This window comes from Gordonia sp. NPDC003424 (genome assembly GCF_053588655.1).
Map to the genome: position 1 here is coordinate 22,538 of NZ_JBSFQJ010000024.1, position 15,849 is coordinate 38,386.

The window sequence follows — 15,849 nt, forward strand, 5'->3', positions numbered from 1 at the left end:
TCAGTCGTCCGACTTCTTCTCACCGTCGGCGTCGGCTGCGGGAGCCTCCGCCTCGTCGGCGGCCGCGACGGCTGCCGACTCGTCGGTGACGGCCTCGGCGACCGCGTCCGCGTTGGCGACGGCCTCGTCGGAAGCCTCGGCCTCGACCTCGGCGACGACGTTGGTGTCGTCGGCCTCGTCGACGGCAGCAGCCTCGGCGGCGGCCTTCTTCGACGCGGCCGCACGGGTCGCGCGGTTGGCCTCGGTCGACGCGGTGTTCTCACGCACCAGCTCGATCACGGCCATCGGGGCGTTGTCGCCCTTGCGCGGCAGCGTCTTGATGATGCGGGTGTAGCCGCCCGGACGATCCGCGAAGAACGGACCGATCTCGGCGAACAGGGTGTGCACGACATCCTTGTCGCGGATGTCCTTCATCACCTCACGACGATTGGCCAGCGAGCCGGCCTTCGCGTGGGTGATCAGCTTCTCGGCGTACGGGCGCAGCCGCTTCGCCTTCGCTTCGGTGGTGGTGATACGGCCGTGCTCGAAGAGCGACGTGGCGAGGTTCGCCAGCATCGCTTTCTGGTGGCTGGCCGACCCGCCGAGGCGGGCACCCTTGGTGGGCTTGGGCATTTCTCTTCTCCTAGAAGAAACTCACGATCTCACGACCGGAAGTCAGGGTTTGGGTCGACAAGCCTTACAGCTGCTCGGTCTCGGCGTAGTCCTCACCGGCGTCGTCACTGAATGCGGCATCCTCCGACCAGGTGCCGGTGGCCGGGTCGTAACCGGCAACCTGCGACGGGTCGAAGCTGGCCGGGCTGTCCTTGAGCGACAGACCCAGCGCGTGCAACTTGACCTTCACCTCGTCGATCGACTTCTGGCCGAAGTTGCGGATGTCGAGGAGATCCGACTCGGTCCGGGCCACCAGCTCGCCGACGGTGTGCACACCCTCGCGCTTCAGGCAGTTGTAGGACCGAACGGTCAGCTCCAGATCCTCGATCGGCAGGCTGAACGACTGCAGGTGGTCGGCCTCGGCCGGCGACGGACCGATCTCGATACCCTCCGCCTCGACGTTGAGCTCCCGGGCGAGCCCGAACAGCTCGACCAGGGTCTTGCCCGCCGAAGCGAGCGCGTCGCGTGCGGTGATCGAGTTCTTGGTCTCCACATCGAGCACGAGCCGATCGAAGTCGGTGCGCTGCTCGACACGGGTGGCCTCGACCTTGTAGGTCACCTTGAGCACCGGCGAGTAGATCGAGTCGACCGGAATCCGGCCGATCTCGGCACCCGACGCCTTGTTCTGCACGGCCGGCACATAGCCGCGGCCCCGCTCGACGACGAGCTCGATCTCGAGCTTGCCCTTGTCGTTCAGGGTGGCGATGTGCAGGTCAGGGTTGTGCACGGTGACACCGGCCGGGGGCACGATGTCGGCGCCGGTGACGGTGCCCGGACCCTGCTTGCGCACGTACATGGTGACCGGCTCGTCCTCTTCGGAGCTGACCACGAGGCCCTTGAGGTTCAGGATGATGTCGGTGACGTCTTCCTTGACCCCGGGTACGGTGGTGAACTCGTGCAGGACACCGTCGATGCGGATGCTGGTGATCGCAGCTCCGGGGATCGACGAGAGCAGGGTACGGCGCAGCGAGTTGCCGAGGGTGTAACCGAAGCCGGGCTCGAGCGGTTCGATGACGAACTTCGACCGGTTGTCGGCGATGATCTCCTCGGTGAGGGTGGGTCGCTGTGAGATGAGCATTCTGTGTTTTTCTCCTTTGGCCGCCCGCTATTTGACGGCCTCGAGGTGAACCGAAACAGCTTGTGCTGCTTGGCTTGTCTTGCTGTGACGGGTCGGGCGATTACTTCGAGTAGAACTCGACGATGAGCTGCTCGGACAGCGGCACGTCGATCTGGGCACGCTCGGGCACGTTGTGCACGAGGATGCGCAGTGTCGACGGAACCACCTGCAGCCAACCCGGAACCGGACGGTCGCCCTGGATCTCCTTGGCGATCTGGAACGGCACGGTCTGCAGCGACTTCGGACGGACGTCGATGATGTCGTACTGGCTCACGCGGTAGCTGGGCACGTCGACACGCACACCGTTGACGGTGAGGTGACCGTGGGTGACCATCTGGCGGGCCTGACGACGGGTCCGGGCCAGTCCGGCGCGGTACACGACGTTGTCGAGGCGGGTCTCCAGGATGCGGAGCAACTCGTCACCGGTCTTGCCGGTGCGACGGTTGGCCTCTTCGTAGTAGCGACGGAACTGCTTTTCCATCACGCCGTAGGTGAAGCGGGCCTTCTGCTTCTCCTGCAGCTGGAGCAGGTATTCGCTCTCCTTGATCCGCGCGCGGCCGTGCTGGCCGGGCGGGTAGGGGCGACGTTCGAACGCCTGGTCTCCGCCGACGAGGTCGACGCGCAGACGACGGGACTTCTTGGTTGCGGGGCCGGTATAACGAGCCATGTTTCTAGTTCCTTACCTTCCCGCTAGACCCGACGCCGCTTGGGCGGACGGCAGCCGTTGTGCGGCTGGGGGGTGACATCGGAGATGGTGCCGACCTCGAGGCCGGCGGCCTGCAGCGACCGGATGGCGGTCTCACGACCCGAACCCGGTCCCTTGACGAACACGTCGACCTTCTTGACGCCGTGTTCCTGGGCCTTGCGCGCAGCGTTCTCGGCCGCGAGCTGAGCCGCGAACGGGGTGCTCTTGCGCGAGCCCTTGAAACCGACGTGACCCGACGACGCCCAGCTGATGACGTTGCCGTTGGGGTCGCTGATCGAGACGATGGTGTTGTTGAACGTCGACTTGATGTGTGCGTTGCCGTGCGGGACGTTCTTCTTATCGCGACGGCGTGCGCCCTTCTTCGGGCCTGCGCTACGTGACTTCGGAGGCATTACTTCTTCTTCCCGGCGATGGTCTTCTTCGGGCCCTTACGAGTACGGGCGTTGGTCTTGGTGCGCTGTCCACGCACGGGCAGGCCACGACGGTGGCGCAGACCCTGGTAGCAGCCGATCTCGATCTTGCGACGGATGTCGGCCTGCACCTCGCGGCGCAGGTCACCCTCGACCTTCACCGATGCCTCGATGTACTCACGCAGCTTGGAAACGTCTGCGTCGGTGAGATCCTTGGCGCGCAGGTCGGGGCTCAGCCCGGTGGCGTCGAGGATCTCCTTGGAGGTGGTACGCCCAACTCCATAGATGTAGGTCAGTGCGATCTCCAGCCGCTTCTCGCGGGGGAGATCCACACCAGCAACACGTGCCATGTGGCGGATTTCCTTCACTTCTCAGAGGTCTGCTCCTGGTCCGCCCCTCACTCTGCGGAGGGCTCCGGCCTCTGAACCGGAGGTGGGCGCCGACCCGTATGTCGGTGCTGGTGCCAGGAGGGCTTCACAAAGTTCTGTTCAGCTCTGGTTGTCGATATTCAGTTGTGGGTTTCTCAAGCGACCCGGAGGGTTGCGAGTGATCAGCCCTGACGCTGCTTGTGACGCAGGTTCTCGCAGATCACCATGACCCGACCGTTGCGGCGGATCACCTTGCACTTCTCGCAGATCGGCTTGACGCTCGGCTGAACCTTCACGTCCGCTTCTCCTTGAATGTCCGGGCACGACAAAGCCGCGCCCGAGTTGTCCTCACCCGTGTTCGGGGAAGGAAGTCCTACTTGTACCGATAAACGATGCGCCCACGACCCAGGTCATAGGGCGAGAGTTCCACGACGACCCGGTCCTCGGGCAGGATGCGGATGTAGTGCTGCCGCATCTTGCCGCTGATGTGGGCGAGAACCTTGTGACCGTTCTCCAGCTCAATGCGAAACATCGCATTGGGCAGGGGTTCGATGACTCGTCCCTCGACCTCGATGGCCCCGTCTTTTTTCGCCATGTCCTCCGCGATCCTGGCTTCATCCCCCGCGATCAGGTGGATCGCGAATGCGAAGCCGGGTTGAAACCGTGTTTATCCGTTAGGGTGATGGCAACGCGCACCGCCTCGGCCATGCCAGACGACATGGCGAAAACGGCGTGCGACGCACACCGACGTTCTATATTACGCGAACTGCGAGAACAGTCCAAACCGCCGGTCACCCAAGGGCCACGCGATGGTCGAACATCCACCGCTGCGAGCGCTCGGTGACGACGTAGCGGAAGATCATCCGCATCACGGTGTCGTTGAGCACACGGCCGAGCCCGCTCGGTGTCTTGGTGCTGCTCGACCGCGCACCGACGGCGACGATCTTCTCCACCCGGGAGCGCCGGGCCGTTTCGAACCCGACGAAACCGTCCTCGACGGTCGTGGCCCCGGCCAGCGACGACGCCATCACCACGGCATCCTCGAGCGCCATCGACGCGCCCTGGCCGGAGCTCGGTGCCGGCGCATGGATGGCATCGCCGACGAGTCCGAGCCGTCCGCGGTGCCAGACCGGCACGGTCGGCAGGTCGTAGGTGTTGTCCGCGGCGAGTTCCAGGATGCCGTCGCGGATGAGGGCGGCGAACGGGCCGGCGTCGGCCTCGGCCAGTGCGGCGAGGCGTTCCCGCCATTGCGCCTCGGTCGTCTGCGCCCGTGCTGACTCGCTGATCGGGTCCTGCGGCACGTTGACGAACCAGACGACGTCACCGGACGGGGTCGGCAGGGCGCCGAAGAACGCGCGGTGCCCGAACACGAAGTACCAGGACTCCGACGGCAGCTCGCCGGTTGTCGCCGACCCGGCGGTGACCCCACCGAAGTTGGTGAGCCCGACATAGCGGCCACGGGGAGCCGCCGGATCGATCGCGGTCCGGACGACAGAACCGATCCCGTCGGCACCGATGACCAGGTCGCCGTCGAGGTGCGATCCGTCGTCGAGCGTCACCGACACCCCGTCACCATGGTCGGTCACCGACCGCACGCGAGACCCGCCCCGCAGGTCGATCCCCCGCCGGCGCACCTCGTCGGCGAGTGCGGCGGCCAGCCGGGGACGTTTGAACGAGAGCGCCGGGGTGCCGTCGGGCAGCGGAGCACCCAGCGGCAGCACACCCAGTTCCCGGCCGGTGGCGCCGACCATGACGTTGCGCCGCGTGGACACACCCAGATGCCGTACCGGGTCGAGGGCGCCGACGACGTCGAGCGCGGCCAGCCCGTTCGGCGAGATCGTGAACCACGACCCGGCGTTCCGGTCGGTCTCCGATTTCGCCTCGAGCACGACGCAGTCGATGCCGACGGCCTGCAACGCCATCGCGGTGGCCGGCCCGGCGATTCCCCCACCGACGATCACTGCCTTCATGGGATCATCCTTCCGTACGATACTCGTAAGATTCGATTCTCGAACTATTCGAATATCGAAAGGAAAGCACGGTGTCACGCTCCCGTCAAGACGCCATCGACGACATCGGTCGTGCCATGCAGCGGTATCAACGGACCGTGGAATCCTTCGACGACGCCGTCGGACGTCACCTCGGGGTCGGACCGGCCGATCTGCGCTGTCTGGATTGGCTGAGCGAGGAATCCCGCACGGCCGGCGAGCTCGCGACCGCCACCGGGTTGCGACCGGCCGCGACGACCGCCCTGATCGACCGGCTCACCGAGAAGGGCTTCGTGCGACGAACGCCGGACCCCGCCGACCGTCGCCGCGTGCTCGTCGAGCTGACAGACGAAGGGCGGCAAAGGGTTTGGGAATGCTACGGGCCGATGGTGACCGAGGGCCAAACGCTGTTCGACGACCATTCGGCCGAACAACTCGATGCGCTCAGCGCGCTTCTGCGAGGGATGACCGACCTGACCGACCGGCACCGCGCGCGGCTGGAGGGATGACTCCGCGCAAACGCGCCGAGATCGGCCGGACGAGGAGATTATTGTCGTATGACACCGATGTGAGCGCGCTTGGGCGAGCGGGCATGCAGTTCTCGCAGTGCGACCACGAGACACGACTCGAGAGGCCGGTCATGGGCACCATCGATGACTATCTTGATCAACTCGACCCCGACGACCGTACCGAGATCGATCGGGTCTACACGATCGCGCGCAAACTGGTCCCCGACGTCGAACAGGGCAAGGGCTACGGCATGCCCGCCCTCATCTATCACGGCAAGCCGCTCCTGTCGGTGATGCGCGCGAAGAAGCATTTCGGCGTCTACCCGTTCGGCCAGGACCCGGTGGCGGCGGCCGCTCCGATGCTCGACGGCTTCGAGCACGCCAAGGGCACCGTGCGGTTTCCACCGGGAAAACCGTTGCCCGACGACGCGATCCGCGCGCTGGTCACCGCCCGCCGCGACCAGATCGACACCGCGGGACGCGGGTGAGCGCGACGCTGGAGTCCTTCAAGGACTTCAACGTGGCGATGGCGGGCGTGTCGGGGGCGCTGGCGGGCCTGCTCATCGTCGCGATCTCGGTGAACGTCGAACGCGTGCTGGCCTCGACCGGGGTGGCGTCGCGGGCCGCCACCGCGATCGGGTCGCTGGTGCTGGCGATCATCGCCTCGTGCCTGGGACTGATGCCCGGGCAGCCGGCGTGGGCGCTGGGCGTCGAACTGCTCGTCGGTGCGGTATCGGTCGGTGTGATGGCATCGATCGCCGTGCGGCGGATCTACCAGGACACCACCCAGCCGCGAGCGCTGCGCCCGTTCAAGTCGGCCCTGTGCGTCATTCCGCCGGTGATGTTCGTCGTCGGCGCGGTCGTGCTGATCACCGGGAATGAGAACGGCTACTACTGGGTGGCCGTCGGATCGCTGTCGGCGATCGTCACCGGGGTGTGGATCTCCTGGGTGGCGCTGATCGAGTTGCTTCGCTGACCTATCCGTTGCGTCCGAGGGTGTCGTCGAGCCAGTCGAGCACCCGACGATTGAGCAGGGTCCGGTTGGTCATCTCGCAGTGCTCCCCCGCACCCTCGGCCGCGGTGAACCGCATCAGCGTGGCGTGCTCGCCGACCCGCTGGACGAACGAGTCGGCGCCGGCCCCGAGGATGTCGTTCTCCGCGGAGGTCGACAGGACCGGGCAGTCGATGGTGGCGTCGTCGGGAAGGTGATACTGCAGCGAGGCCACGACGAATCCCCGCATGTCGGTGACGCCGTTGACCCAGAACCCGCGGTTGATGATGCGCCAGCGCAGCGACGGGTTCGACTCGACGATGCCGGTCATGGAGTCGAGGACGTCCTGGGGTATCGCGTCGGGATGGTCGAGCGAATCGGGTGGCGCCCCCATGCCGGCCGCAAACGCCTTCACGCTGTCGGCGACGCTCCACGCGCCCGGGTCGGCGATCAGCGCGGCCAGACGTCGCTCTGCCGACGCGGCCCGCGGGGCGAGGAAGCCGCCGAGGCTCCAACCGGACAACACGATCGCCCCGGCGTCGACGATCGGTTGCGCCGCAACCACATCGACCACCGGTGTCACGACCGCCTCCCAGTCCGGCCGCATCGGAATCCCCTGCTTGTAGAGCAACTCCCCCTGCCCGGGTCCGTCGAACAGCACGCAGTGGTAGCCGCGGCGCAGCGCGGCGACCGCCGATGCGAAGTACATGTCGGTGATCGTCGCGTCGTAACCGTTGGTGAAGATGATCGTCGGACGCTTCTCGGTCTCGTGCCCCGGCGCCGGGATCACATAGGCCGGCAACGTGGTGTCCTCGTACGGGATTCGGATGGGCGACACGGCGCCCGGCCCGATCGCGAGCCCGGCGTCGAAGGCGGCCACCTGCTTGTCGAACGCCTCGACGAGGCGCGGGTCGGTGGGCGCGCCGTACAGGGGGTGATACGCCGACGCGTAGTACGCACTGGCACGCAGGTACAACTCGCGGGCCGAATCGGTATGCCCGGCAGCGACAGCGGTTTCCGCGTCCGCGCCGAGACGATCGCCGAGCTCCACCCACGCCCGGTAGAACGCGGCGTCGTCGCCGTCGCCGACCTGCTTGGCCACCGCTTCGATCTCCCCGAAATCGGCTCCGCCGTAGGGAATGTAAGCGAGCGCCCAGGTACCGAACTCATCGTGCTGATCACTGTGGAACAACAATGGCATGGCACCACTATCCCTTGCGGTCTCCGGGCCGGAGGGCGAATTCCGGCAGCGGTGGCAGACTGACCCCATGAGAGCCTTCCTGATTCGTTCCGCGTTCACCGGTTTCGCGCTGTGGATCGCCACCCTGATCGTGCCGGGCCTCGACTTCGTGTACGGCGACAACCCGACGACGCTCGAGCAGATCGGTGTGGTGGTCTTCGTCTCGCTCGTCTTCGGCCTCGTGAACGGCTTCATCAAACCGATCGTGCAGATCCTCTCGATCCCGCTCTACATCCTGACCCTGGGGCTCATCCACATCGCGATCAACGCCTTCATGCTGGAGATCACCGCGTGGATCACGCGAAACACCACGCACTGGGGACTGCAGGTCGACAGCTTCTTCTGGTCGGCCATCTGGGGTGCCATCGTCATCTCGATCGTCGGATGGGGCATCGACATGTTGCTGAAGGAACCGGTCCGATGAGGCGTCTGCTCGCTCTGATCGCCACCGGGCTCGCGGTGCTGGCGATCGCCGGGTGCGGCAGCGACGGCGGCGGCGACAAGCCGCGCACGGTGACCGTCGTCGGGTCCGGGAAGGTCACCGGCACACCTGACACCCTGCGCGCCGACATCGGCGTCGAGGCCACCGCGGCCGACGTCTCGAGCGCGCTGAACGAGTCCAGCGCACAGGTCAAGAAGGTGACCGACGCGGTGGTCGCGGCCGGCGTCGACCGCAAGGACATCCAGACCCAGCAGGTGAACCTGACGCCGCAGTACACCAGCCCCGCACCGGGCAGCAGCAGCGAGATCTCCGGCTATCAGGCGACCAACACGATCCGGGTGACCATCCGCGACCTCGACAAGGCGTCGGCCATCCTGGCGGCAGCGGCCACCGCGGGCGGCGACAACACACGAATCAGCAACGTCGCCTTCGCCATCGACGACGACTCCGACCTGATGAAGCAGGCCCGTGAGGCAGCGTTCGACGACGCGCGATCCCGCGCCGAACAGTACGCCTCGCTGGCCGGTGATTCACTGGGCAAGGTGCAGACGATCACCGAGCAGACCAGCGGTGCCGAACAGCCGACGACGGTGCAAAGAGACTCCGCAGTGGCTGCGGCGCCGGTGCCGATCGAACCCGGTCAGCAGACCCTGACGTTCTCGGTGACCGTCACGTACGCGCTGACGTGAGTTCGGCGGCCACGCCGGCCGCCCACTGCCGGATCTGGTCCCAGTCACGAGCGTCACGCAGTTCTTCGGGCGTGCTCTTGACCATCGACTTCTCGATGAACCCGTGCGGCTCCGTCGGCATCCGACCGCCGAACACGGTGTGTCCGCGCATTCCCAGCGAGTCGGCGAGGTCGAGGACCTTCCGCGGTTCGAGCCACTTGGAGTTCTCGGTCAGGTCCTGGTCGACGTTGTCCCCGACGGGCCCGGAACTGAAGACCCAGAACGGCATTCGGCTCAGTTCGTCGCGGTGGTGTTTGAGGAACGACACCGCCTCCCGACGCCAGCGACCGGTGTAGACGGCGCTGCCCAGCACGACCGCGTCGTGGCCGGAGATGGTCGCGTCGCCGACCTCGGCGCAGTCGACCTCCAGCCCGTGTGTGCGCAGCTCGGCGGCCACGGCCTCGGCGATCTCCGCGGTGGAATGGTGCTTGGTCGCATAGGCGACGAGGATCTTGCTCATGACTCGATCGTCCTCCGGGCGCGGCCCGCCAGACAGGGCACAACGGCCCGACATGACGCACGGGTGTATGCCTACAGATATGACCTCAGACGATTCCCTGCGCGCCCTGTTCGCCTCGACCACGAAGTCGGTGCTGGTCACGGTGAAACGTGACGGCCGACCACAGTTGTCCAACGTGATGCACGGCTGGTACCCCGACGAGCAGGTGGCGCGGATCTCGGTGACCGCCGACCGCGCCAAGACCCGCAACGCGCTGCGCGACCCGCGCGTCTCGTTGTACGTGACCAGCCCGGATTTCTGGAGCTACGCGGTTCTCGAAGGGACCGCGGAGCTCACTCCGGTCGCGTCCGAACCCGGCGATCCGGCGATGACCGCATTGATCGACCTGTATCGGACGATCAACGGCGAGCACGAGGACTGGGACGACTACACGCGAGCGATGATCGCCGACCACCGGCAGGTCCTGACCGTCCGCCCGTCGCGCTTCTACGGGCAGGCGCGCGGCTGACGCCGGCCGTTTGGCAGGCTTGTCGCCATGCGAGCTGTCGTCCAGCGGGTCACCGAGGCATCCGTCGTCGTCGACGGCGAGGTCGTCGGGGCACTCGACATCCCCTCCGGCTCGCACGGTCTCGTCGCGTTGATCGGGGTCACCCACGAGGACACCGCGGACCTGGCCGCCAGACTCGCCGACAAGATCTGGCGCCTGCGCATTCTCGACGGGGCCGACGACGGTCCGGAACGCTCGGCCGCCGACGTCGATGCCCCGATTCTGGTGATCAGCCAGTTCACCCTGCACGCGAACACGGCCAAGGGACGCCGACCGTCGTGGAACGCCGCGGCCCCGGGGCCGGTGGCCGAGCCGCTGGTCGACGAGGTCGTCGCCGCACTGCGCGCGTTGGGGGCGACCGTCGCGACCGGGATCTTCGGCGCCCACATGCAGGTGCGGCTGGTCAACGACGGCCCGGTCACGCTGATCCTCGACGTCTGACACCGGCGCGGGGCACCGCGGGCACTACCCTGGGCACGTGGGACGTATCACCGCGCGACGCAAGGTGACCCGGGTACGCCGGGGTGCCGAGGCGTCGACCCGTGCCGATGTGCTGGCGGTCGAGGAGCCGCTGGAGATCCGGGTGAACGGGGCGCGGCTGGCCGTCACCATGCGCACCCCCGGCAGTGACGTGGAGCTCGCCGCCGGCTTCCTGGTGTCCGAGGGGGTGATCACCGGGGCGGCGGACATCGATGTGGCCCGGTATTGCGGCGGGGCGCCGGGAGCGAAGCGAGCGGGCCCAATCGATGGCGGGGCGCCGGGAGCGAAGCGAGCGGGCCCAATCGATGGCGGGGCGCCGGGAGCGAAGCGAGCGGGCCCAATGGATGTTGTCGACGAGGATGGCGCGAACACGTACAACGTGCTCGACGTCGCGCTCGCGCCGCACGTGGCGCCCCCGAACCCCGAACTCGCGCGCAACTTCACCACCACGAGCGCCTGTGGCGTGTGTGGCAAGTCGAGCATCGACACCGTCGTCACACGCTCGGCGTTCGACCCGGCCGCCGACGACATGTCGGTCGACGTCGACGAGGTACTCGCCCTCCCCGACCGGTTGCGTGACGGGCAGGCGGTCTTCGCGAAGACGGGTGGACTGCATGCGGCCGGGATCTTCGACGGCGACTCCGGTGAGCTGCTGGTGCTGCGCGAGGACGTCGGCCGGCACAACGCGGTGGACAAGGTGATCGGCTGGGCGGTGCTGGCCGATCGGCTTCCGTTGCGGCACACCATTCTCCAGGTGTCCGGCCGGGCCAGCTTCGAGCTGGTGCAGAAGGCGGCGATGGCCGGCATCCCGATGCTGGCGGCCGTGTCGGCGCCGTCGTCGTTGGCGGCGGATCTCGCCGATGCGCGCGGCATCACGCTCGTCGGCTTCTCGCGGGGCGATTCGATGGTGATCTACAGCCATTCCGAGCGGGTCACCGAGGCGGCTCACTCCCCCTTGCCGGACGCCGCGAGCCGCACCAGCTGAGAGGGCGACGCGTCCGGCAGGTATGCCCGTGAGATCGCCAATCCGATTCGGGGAAGATCACTTTCGTCACGGAACGACAGGTAGACCGGCTCGTACCGGGGGTTGAACTTCTTCTTGAAGTGGTGCAGCGAGCGGAAGCCGTAGAACGGTTCCATCGCGGCACCGAGGCTGTCGAGCAGGCGGTCCATGCGTTCGAGGTCGACGTTGTCGTCCCCGTGCGCCAGCGGCGCCCCGGACAGCGAGATGAACTGTGCGCCTTCCTCTTTGAAGGCGAGCGCGGATGACGCGATCAGATACTCGATGACCGGCCCGAATCCGTCTGTGCGCCTGCGCATCACGTCGAGTGTCCAACCACGGACGACGGGTGCGGAGTTCGGGGCGTCGTCGGGCGTCGGGTCATACACCGGCAGCCACGACAGCACGCCGTGCACGCTGCCGCCCCCGTCGAGGGCGAGTGCGACACGAACCTCCGGGTCCATCGCCTCGTCGACGGTGCCGAGAGTGAAGCCCATCTCGGGTAACCCCTTGTCCCCCACCCATTCCTCGGAGATGGCGCGCACCTGCGAGCGGATGGCGAACGATTCGTCGGCGAGTGTCACCAGCCGGAAGGTGATGCCCTCCTTCGTGGACTTGTTGATCGCCGACCGGACGTTCTGCCACGGTTTGCCCTTGAACTCCAGCTCGGGCAGATCCACGATGGTGTCCTCGGCGATCTGCAGGCTGCGCCACCCCAATTGCTCGGCCAGGTGGGCGGTCTCGGCTCCGACGGAGAACCAGCACGGTGTCCGCCCGCTCTGCTCGGCGGCGTCGACGAAGGTGCGCACGGCGTCCCGCAGATCGTCGGGCGCGCAGACCGGGTCGGCGAGCGCGAGCAGCGTCCCCATGTGCTTCTGGTAGGCGACCACCCCGCGACCGCCGTCGGTGAACAGGTAGCGGTTGCCCGGCCAGGTGATCATCCAGGACATGGTGCCGCCACCGTGGGTGTGGAGCAGGTCCTTGACCTGGGCGACCGGGTCGCTGCCCGGGTCTCCGGACTGCTTGACGCGCCAGCGCACCCGGAAGGCGAAGCGCCCGGGGATGACGATCGCCAGGAGCACCGCCCACAACAGTGTGGTGCCGACGGTAACGTTGCCCTGGGTGTCGAAGTCGGTGAACCAGATCAGGGCGAGGCCCAGGACGGTGATGCCGACGTTGAGGACGCCGAGGACGACCGCCACCCACCACGCCCACCGTCGTCCGTGCCGAAGCGCGTTGGCGATCAACACGTTGATGACGACGGCGACGAGCAGACCGGTCGCCGACTCGCCCTCGCTGTCGCTGGGCCCCAGCGGACCGCTGCTGGGAAAGAAGAAGACGAGCAGGTCGGTCGCCGCGATCACCAGGACGCCGACGGACGCCAGCATCCGGACCTCGCGTCGGGTGCGCGGCAGGTATCCGCGTTCGGTGGTGCTGAACCAGGTCTCGCCGACCGGTATCAAGATCACCGTCGCGAGGACGTACTGAATCGTGCCGAACGTGCCCTCGAACAGGAACACGATCGCGACGACGGCGCTCAGCAGCGCCCTGACGCGTAGGCGCCACGGTGAGCGCAGGGTCGCCGACGCGACCGCGACCGCCGCGACCACCATCGTGAGCACGCCCGTCCCGCGAGACTGGGCCATCCGGTCGGCCCAGTCCCAGGAGAACAGACCACCGGAGAAGACCCAGACGAACAGAACGGCGAGCAGTTCGGCACCGATCTTCCCGGCGATCGCCACCGTTGCGACCCGGGCGGTGCCCAGTCGCGTTTCCGCCCATCCGATGCCGATGGGGATCAGGATCAGCGCGACGAGGTACTTGCCCGGGCTGGGCTCGAACACCGTCGACGTGACGATCGTCCACCACTTCCCCTCCTGCAGCGCGGGCAGACCGAACGCGACGTCCACGTACCACGACTTCTGGGTCGAGTGGCTCCACAGCGACCCGGTGACGAGACCGAGCACCAGGACCAGCAGCCACAGGCCGACGGTGAACGGGAGTCGCAGCAGTGTCGAAAGCGCGGCACGCGCGCGCGTGAGAGCAGCCTGCACCGGGCTCTCGGCGGAGTCCTCGGCGTCAGCGGTCGATGCGCTCATTCCGGTATTCCCAATCGCTCGGCCAGCCAGGGCAGTTCCTTACGCAGTCCGGCCGACCACACCGCGAAGGTGTGGCCGCCCGGCACCTCGGTGTAATGCACGTCCATCCCAGCACGTTTCGCCGCCTCGTAGGTGGCGCGCACGCCCGCCCGGTACTCCGTGTCGCTCGATCCGACGACGAAGGCTCCCGCGGAGTCGGGATACTGCCGGCTCGCCATGAGGTCCATCGGGTTGACTGCGCGGAATGCGGCGGCATCCCCACCGAACGCGATGTCGATGGTCCGTTGCCGCGAACCGAGTGTCGGTTCGAGCTGCCCGGAGATGTCCAGGAACGTCGGATAGAGCTTGGGGTGGTTGGTGGCGAGCTGCAGCGAACAAGTGCCGCCGTAGGACAGGCCCGCGGCCGCCCACTTCGTCCGCGCGGTATCGGCAACGGTCAGGTTCTGATGTACCCAGGCGGGGACGTCCTTGGTCAGGTAGGTGGCGACGTTACCGAGGTGGGAGTCGACGCAGAGTGGGTTGGCGAGTTCGGTTCCGGTGGCGTCGGCGACGACGACGATCGGTGTCATCCCGTGGTGTTTGCGGGCGAAGTCGTCCATGGTGGTGACCAGCTGTCCGCCGAGCAGCCAGTCCTCCGGGGAACCGGGCTGTCCAGCCATCAGCACGAGTACCGGCAGCCGCGGTGCCGGCGACGTCAGCGCGGCCGGCGGCAGGTAGATCTTGGCCGGGCGCGCCGCGAATCCCGAGACGGTGCCGGGGATCGGTGCGGTCAGGATGCTGCCGTCGGCGGGCATGCCGGCCGGCGCATGCCATCGGTCGATGGGCACGACATGCAGATTCGCGTCACCGAGTTGCTCGAGCGTGATCGTGCCACCACCCTCGTCGCCGAGGAGTGCCGCGACCGTCGGATAGGCGGCGAATGAGATGTTGATCTGTGCGGCACCGAGCGTCACGGCGACGACACCGGCGAGAACCGTCACCACCTTCTGCAGCGCACCGCGCCCGACGATGAAACGCGCGATCGTCAGCAGGATGGCGAGCAGGATGAATCCGCCCGCGACGTAGACGACGTTCTCGATCGGTTCCGGGAACGGCCGCCACACATCCTCGATGACATAACGGGCGGCCAGGGTGCCGAACACGGCGAGGACCACGGACACCGGCACGACGAGGAACAGATACCGCGGACGTGGGTAGAAGACCAACCAGCCGAAAGCGAGCAGACCGAGGATCGTCAGCGCGATCGGGAACCAGCCGTCGACGATGGACAGCTCCATCGGACCGACATTACCGGCCTCAGGACGGCCGAGGGGTGAGGACGCGTGGCCCGTCAGCGGTCACCGCGACGGTGTGTTCCCAGTGGGCGGCCCGCGAGCCGTCGTCGGTGACCACGGTCCAGTCATCGTCGAGGACACCGGTCTGGGTGGTGCCGAGCGTCAGCATCGGTTCGATCGCCAGCGTCGACCCGATCACCAGGCGTGGGCCACGGTTGGGTTTGCCCTCGTTCGGGAGGAACGGTTCCATGTGCATCTCGCGACCGATGCCGTGTCCGCCGTAGCCGTCGACGATGCCGAAGTCGCGGCCGAACTTCTGTTCGGCCGCGCGGGTTCCGAGTTCGATGGCGTGGGAGACGTCGGTGAGGCGGGCGCCGTCGATCATCGCCGCGATGCCGGCCTCCATGGAGAGCCGGGTGGCCTCGGACAGGTCGGCGTCGGCGTCGGACAGCTCGCCGACGCCGAAGGTCCATGCCGAGTCGCCGTGCCAGCCGTCGAGGATCGCACCGCAGTCGATGGACACGAGGTCGCCGTCGGCGAGGACCACGTCGGCCGACGGGATCCCGTGCACCACGACGTCGTTGACCGACGAGCAGATGGAGCCGGGGAAGCCGTGATAGCCCTTGAACGACGGGACGGCACCGGCCTCGCGGATCACCGATTCGGCAACCTCGTCGAGGTCCAGGGTGCTCACCCCGGGTTTGGCGGCATCGCGGACCGCGAGGAGGGCGGCGCCGACGATGGCACCGGCCGCGGCCATGGCGTCGAGTTCACCGGCGCTCCGGAACGGAACCGGTTTGGGTTTTCGAAAGGCCATGACCGCTACCGATGATCTCTCG

Annotated in this window: 21 protein-coding genes; 8 read left to right on the top strand and 13 right to left on the bottom strand. The window is 67.3% G+C overall.

Annotated elements, in window-relative coordinates; all coding sequences use genetic code 11:
* From rplQ to ACWDTI_RS24420, 8 genes are all read right to left on the bottom strand, one after another.
* On the bottom strand, positions 1-612 hold the full coding sequence (gene rplQ, locus ACWDTI_RS24385) for a 50S ribosomal protein L17 (RefSeq protein WP_449740714.1): 612 nt from the start codon (positions 610-612) through the stop codon (positions 1-3).
* A 64-nt stretch (positions 613-676) separates the two neighbouring features.
* Positions 677-1,729, bottom strand: coding sequence for a DNA-directed RNA polymerase subunit alpha (locus tag ACWDTI_RS24390; RefSeq protein WP_449740715.1), 1,053 nt, complete (start codon positions 1,727-1,729; stop codon positions 677-679).
* A 100-nt stretch (positions 1,730-1,829) separates the two neighbouring features.
* Positions 1,830-2,435, bottom strand: a complete 606-nt coding sequence (gene rpsD / locus ACWDTI_RS24395; protein ID WP_449740716.1) for a 30S ribosomal protein S4 — start codon at positions 2,433-2,435, stop codon at positions 1,830-1,832.
* Between the two features lie 23 nt (positions 2,436-2,458).
* A complete protein-coding gene (gene rpsK, locus ACWDTI_RS24400) occupies positions 2,459-2,866 on the bottom strand; it encodes a 30S ribosomal protein S11 (protein ID WP_124710627.1) in 408 nt (135 codons plus the stop codon).
* Positions 2,866-3,234, bottom strand: coding sequence for a 30S ribosomal protein S13 (gene rpsM / locus ACWDTI_RS24405; protein ID WP_449740717.1), 369 nt, complete (start codon positions 3,232-3,234; stop codon positions 2,866-2,868). The genes rpsK and rpsM overlap by 1 nt, the downstream gene beginning before the upstream one ends.
* A gap of 200 nt (positions 3,235-3,434) precedes the next feature.
* Positions 3,435-3,548, bottom strand: a complete 114-nt coding sequence (gene rpmJ, locus ACWDTI_RS24410; protein ID WP_005207978.1) for a 50S ribosomal protein L36 — start codon at positions 3,546-3,548, stop codon at positions 3,435-3,437.
* A gap of 77 nt (positions 3,549-3,625) precedes the next feature.
* Positions 3,626-3,847, bottom strand: a complete 222-nt coding sequence (gene infA, locus ACWDTI_RS24415) for a translation initiation factor IF-1 (RefSeq protein ID WP_005170487.1) — start codon at positions 3,845-3,847, stop codon at positions 3,626-3,628.
* 196 nt (positions 3,848-4,043) lie between these two features.
* Positions 4,044-5,222: an FAD-dependent monooxygenase gene (locus ACWDTI_RS24420; RefSeq protein WP_449740718.1), complete on the bottom strand. Its 1,179-nt coding sequence runs from the start codon at positions 5,220-5,222 to the stop codon at positions 4,044-4,046.
* Positions 5,223-5,293: 71 nt separating this feature from the next.
* Here ACWDTI_RS24420 and ACWDTI_RS24425 point away from each other — a divergent pair, with 71 nt between their 5' ends.
* The 3 genes from ACWDTI_RS24425 (at position 5,294) to ACWDTI_RS24435 (ending at position 6,725) form a co-directional block, all read left to right on the top strand.
* Positions 5,294-5,749: a MarR family winged helix-turn-helix transcriptional regulator gene (locus ACWDTI_RS24425; RefSeq protein ID WP_449740719.1), complete on the top strand. Its 456-nt coding sequence runs from the start codon at positions 5,294-5,296 to the stop codon at positions 5,747-5,749.
* Positions 5,750-5,880: 131 nt separating this feature from the next.
* Positions 5,881-6,237: an iron chaperone gene (locus tag ACWDTI_RS24430; protein WP_449740720.1), complete on the top strand. Its 357-nt coding sequence runs from the start codon at positions 5,881-5,883 to the stop codon at positions 6,235-6,237.
* The gene (locus tag ACWDTI_RS24435; protein ID WP_449740721.1) at positions 6,234-6,725 is read left to right on the top strand and encodes a hypothetical protein; all 492 of its coding nucleotides are present in this window, start codon (positions 6,234-6,236) and stop codon (positions 6,723-6,725) included. Before ACWDTI_RS24430 ends, ACWDTI_RS24435 begins: the two co-directional genes overlap by 4 nt.
* 1 nt (position 6,726) lies before the next feature.
* On the opposite strand, the gene ACWDTI_RS24440 is transcribed toward ACWDTI_RS24435, so the two are convergent.
* The gene (locus tag ACWDTI_RS24440; RefSeq protein WP_449740722.1) at positions 6,727-7,941 is read right to left on the bottom strand and encodes an alpha/beta hydrolase family protein; all 1,215 of its coding nucleotides are present in this window, start codon (positions 7,939-7,941) and stop codon (positions 6,727-6,729) included.
* A gap of 67 nt (positions 7,942-8,008) precedes the next feature.
* Here ACWDTI_RS24440 and ACWDTI_RS24445 point away from each other — a divergent pair, with 67 nt between their 5' ends.
* Both ACWDTI_RS24445 and ACWDTI_RS24450 read left to right on the top strand, forming a co-directional pair.
* Positions 8,009-8,404 (top strand): phage holin family protein, encoded by a 396-nt coding sequence (locus tag ACWDTI_RS24445; protein ID WP_449740723.1) that lies wholly within the window; start codon positions 8,009-8,011, stop codon positions 8,402-8,404.
* On the top strand, positions 8,401-9,111 hold the full coding sequence (locus ACWDTI_RS24450) for an SIMPL domain-containing protein (protein ID WP_449740724.1): 711 nt from the start codon (positions 8,401-8,403) through the stop codon (positions 9,109-9,111). Before ACWDTI_RS24445 ends, ACWDTI_RS24450 begins: the two co-directional genes overlap by 4 nt.
* On the opposite strand, the gene ACWDTI_RS24455 is transcribed toward ACWDTI_RS24450, so the two are convergent.
* On the bottom strand, positions 9,092-9,610 hold the full coding sequence (locus ACWDTI_RS24455; protein ID WP_449740725.1) for a flavodoxin domain-containing protein: 519 nt from the start codon (positions 9,608-9,610) through the stop codon (positions 9,092-9,094). The genes ACWDTI_RS24450 and ACWDTI_RS24455 overlap by 20 nt on opposite strands.
* A gap of 79 nt (positions 9,611-9,689) precedes the next feature.
* Between ACWDTI_RS24455 and ACWDTI_RS24460 the strand changes: the two genes are divergently transcribed.
* Genes ACWDTI_RS24460 through fdhD form a run of 3 tightly spaced genes read left to right on the top strand, consistent with a single transcriptional unit; the run spans position 9,690 to position 11,622 of the window.
* Entirely contained in the window at positions 9,690-10,118 is a 429-nt protein-coding gene (locus ACWDTI_RS24460) for a PPOX class F420-dependent oxidoreductase (protein WP_449740726.1), read from the top strand.
* Between the two features lie 27 nt (positions 10,119-10,145).
* Positions 10,146-10,598: a D-aminoacyl-tRNA deacylase gene (gene dtd / locus ACWDTI_RS24465; protein WP_449740727.1), complete on the top strand. Its 453-nt coding sequence runs from the start codon at positions 10,146-10,148 to the stop codon at positions 10,596-10,598.
* A 37-nt stretch (positions 10,599-10,635) separates the two neighbouring features.
* A complete protein-coding gene (gene fdhD / locus ACWDTI_RS24470; RefSeq protein WP_449740728.1) occupies positions 10,636-11,622 on the top strand; it encodes a formate dehydrogenase accessory sulfurtransferase FdhD in 987 nt (328 codons plus the stop codon).
* Here fdhD and ACWDTI_RS24475 read toward each other — a convergent pair.
* From ACWDTI_RS24475 to map, 3 genes are read right to left on the bottom strand one after another with little or no spacing between them, the layout of a single operon-like run.
* The gene (locus ACWDTI_RS24475; protein ID WP_449740729.1) at positions 11,583-13,736 is read right to left on the bottom strand and encodes a bifunctional lysylphosphatidylglycerol flippase/synthetase MprF; all 2,154 of its coding nucleotides are present in this window, start codon (positions 13,734-13,736) and stop codon (positions 11,583-11,585) included. The two genes, fdhD and ACWDTI_RS24475, sit on opposite strands and share 40 nt — an antisense overlap.
* Entirely contained in the window at positions 13,733-15,013 is a 1,281-nt protein-coding gene (locus tag ACWDTI_RS24480; protein WP_449740730.1) for an alpha/beta hydrolase, read from the bottom strand. The genes ACWDTI_RS24475 and ACWDTI_RS24480 overlap by 4 nt, the downstream gene beginning before the upstream one ends.
* Before the next feature lie 19 nt (positions 15,014-15,032).
* Positions 15,033-15,827 carry a type I methionyl aminopeptidase gene (gene map / locus ACWDTI_RS24485; RefSeq protein ID WP_449740731.1) on the bottom strand — a complete coding sequence of 265 codons (795 nt, stop codon included), beginning with the start codon at positions 15,825-15,827 and terminating at the stop codon, positions 15,033-15,035.
* Between the last annotated feature and the right edge of the window lie 22 nt (positions 15,828-15,849).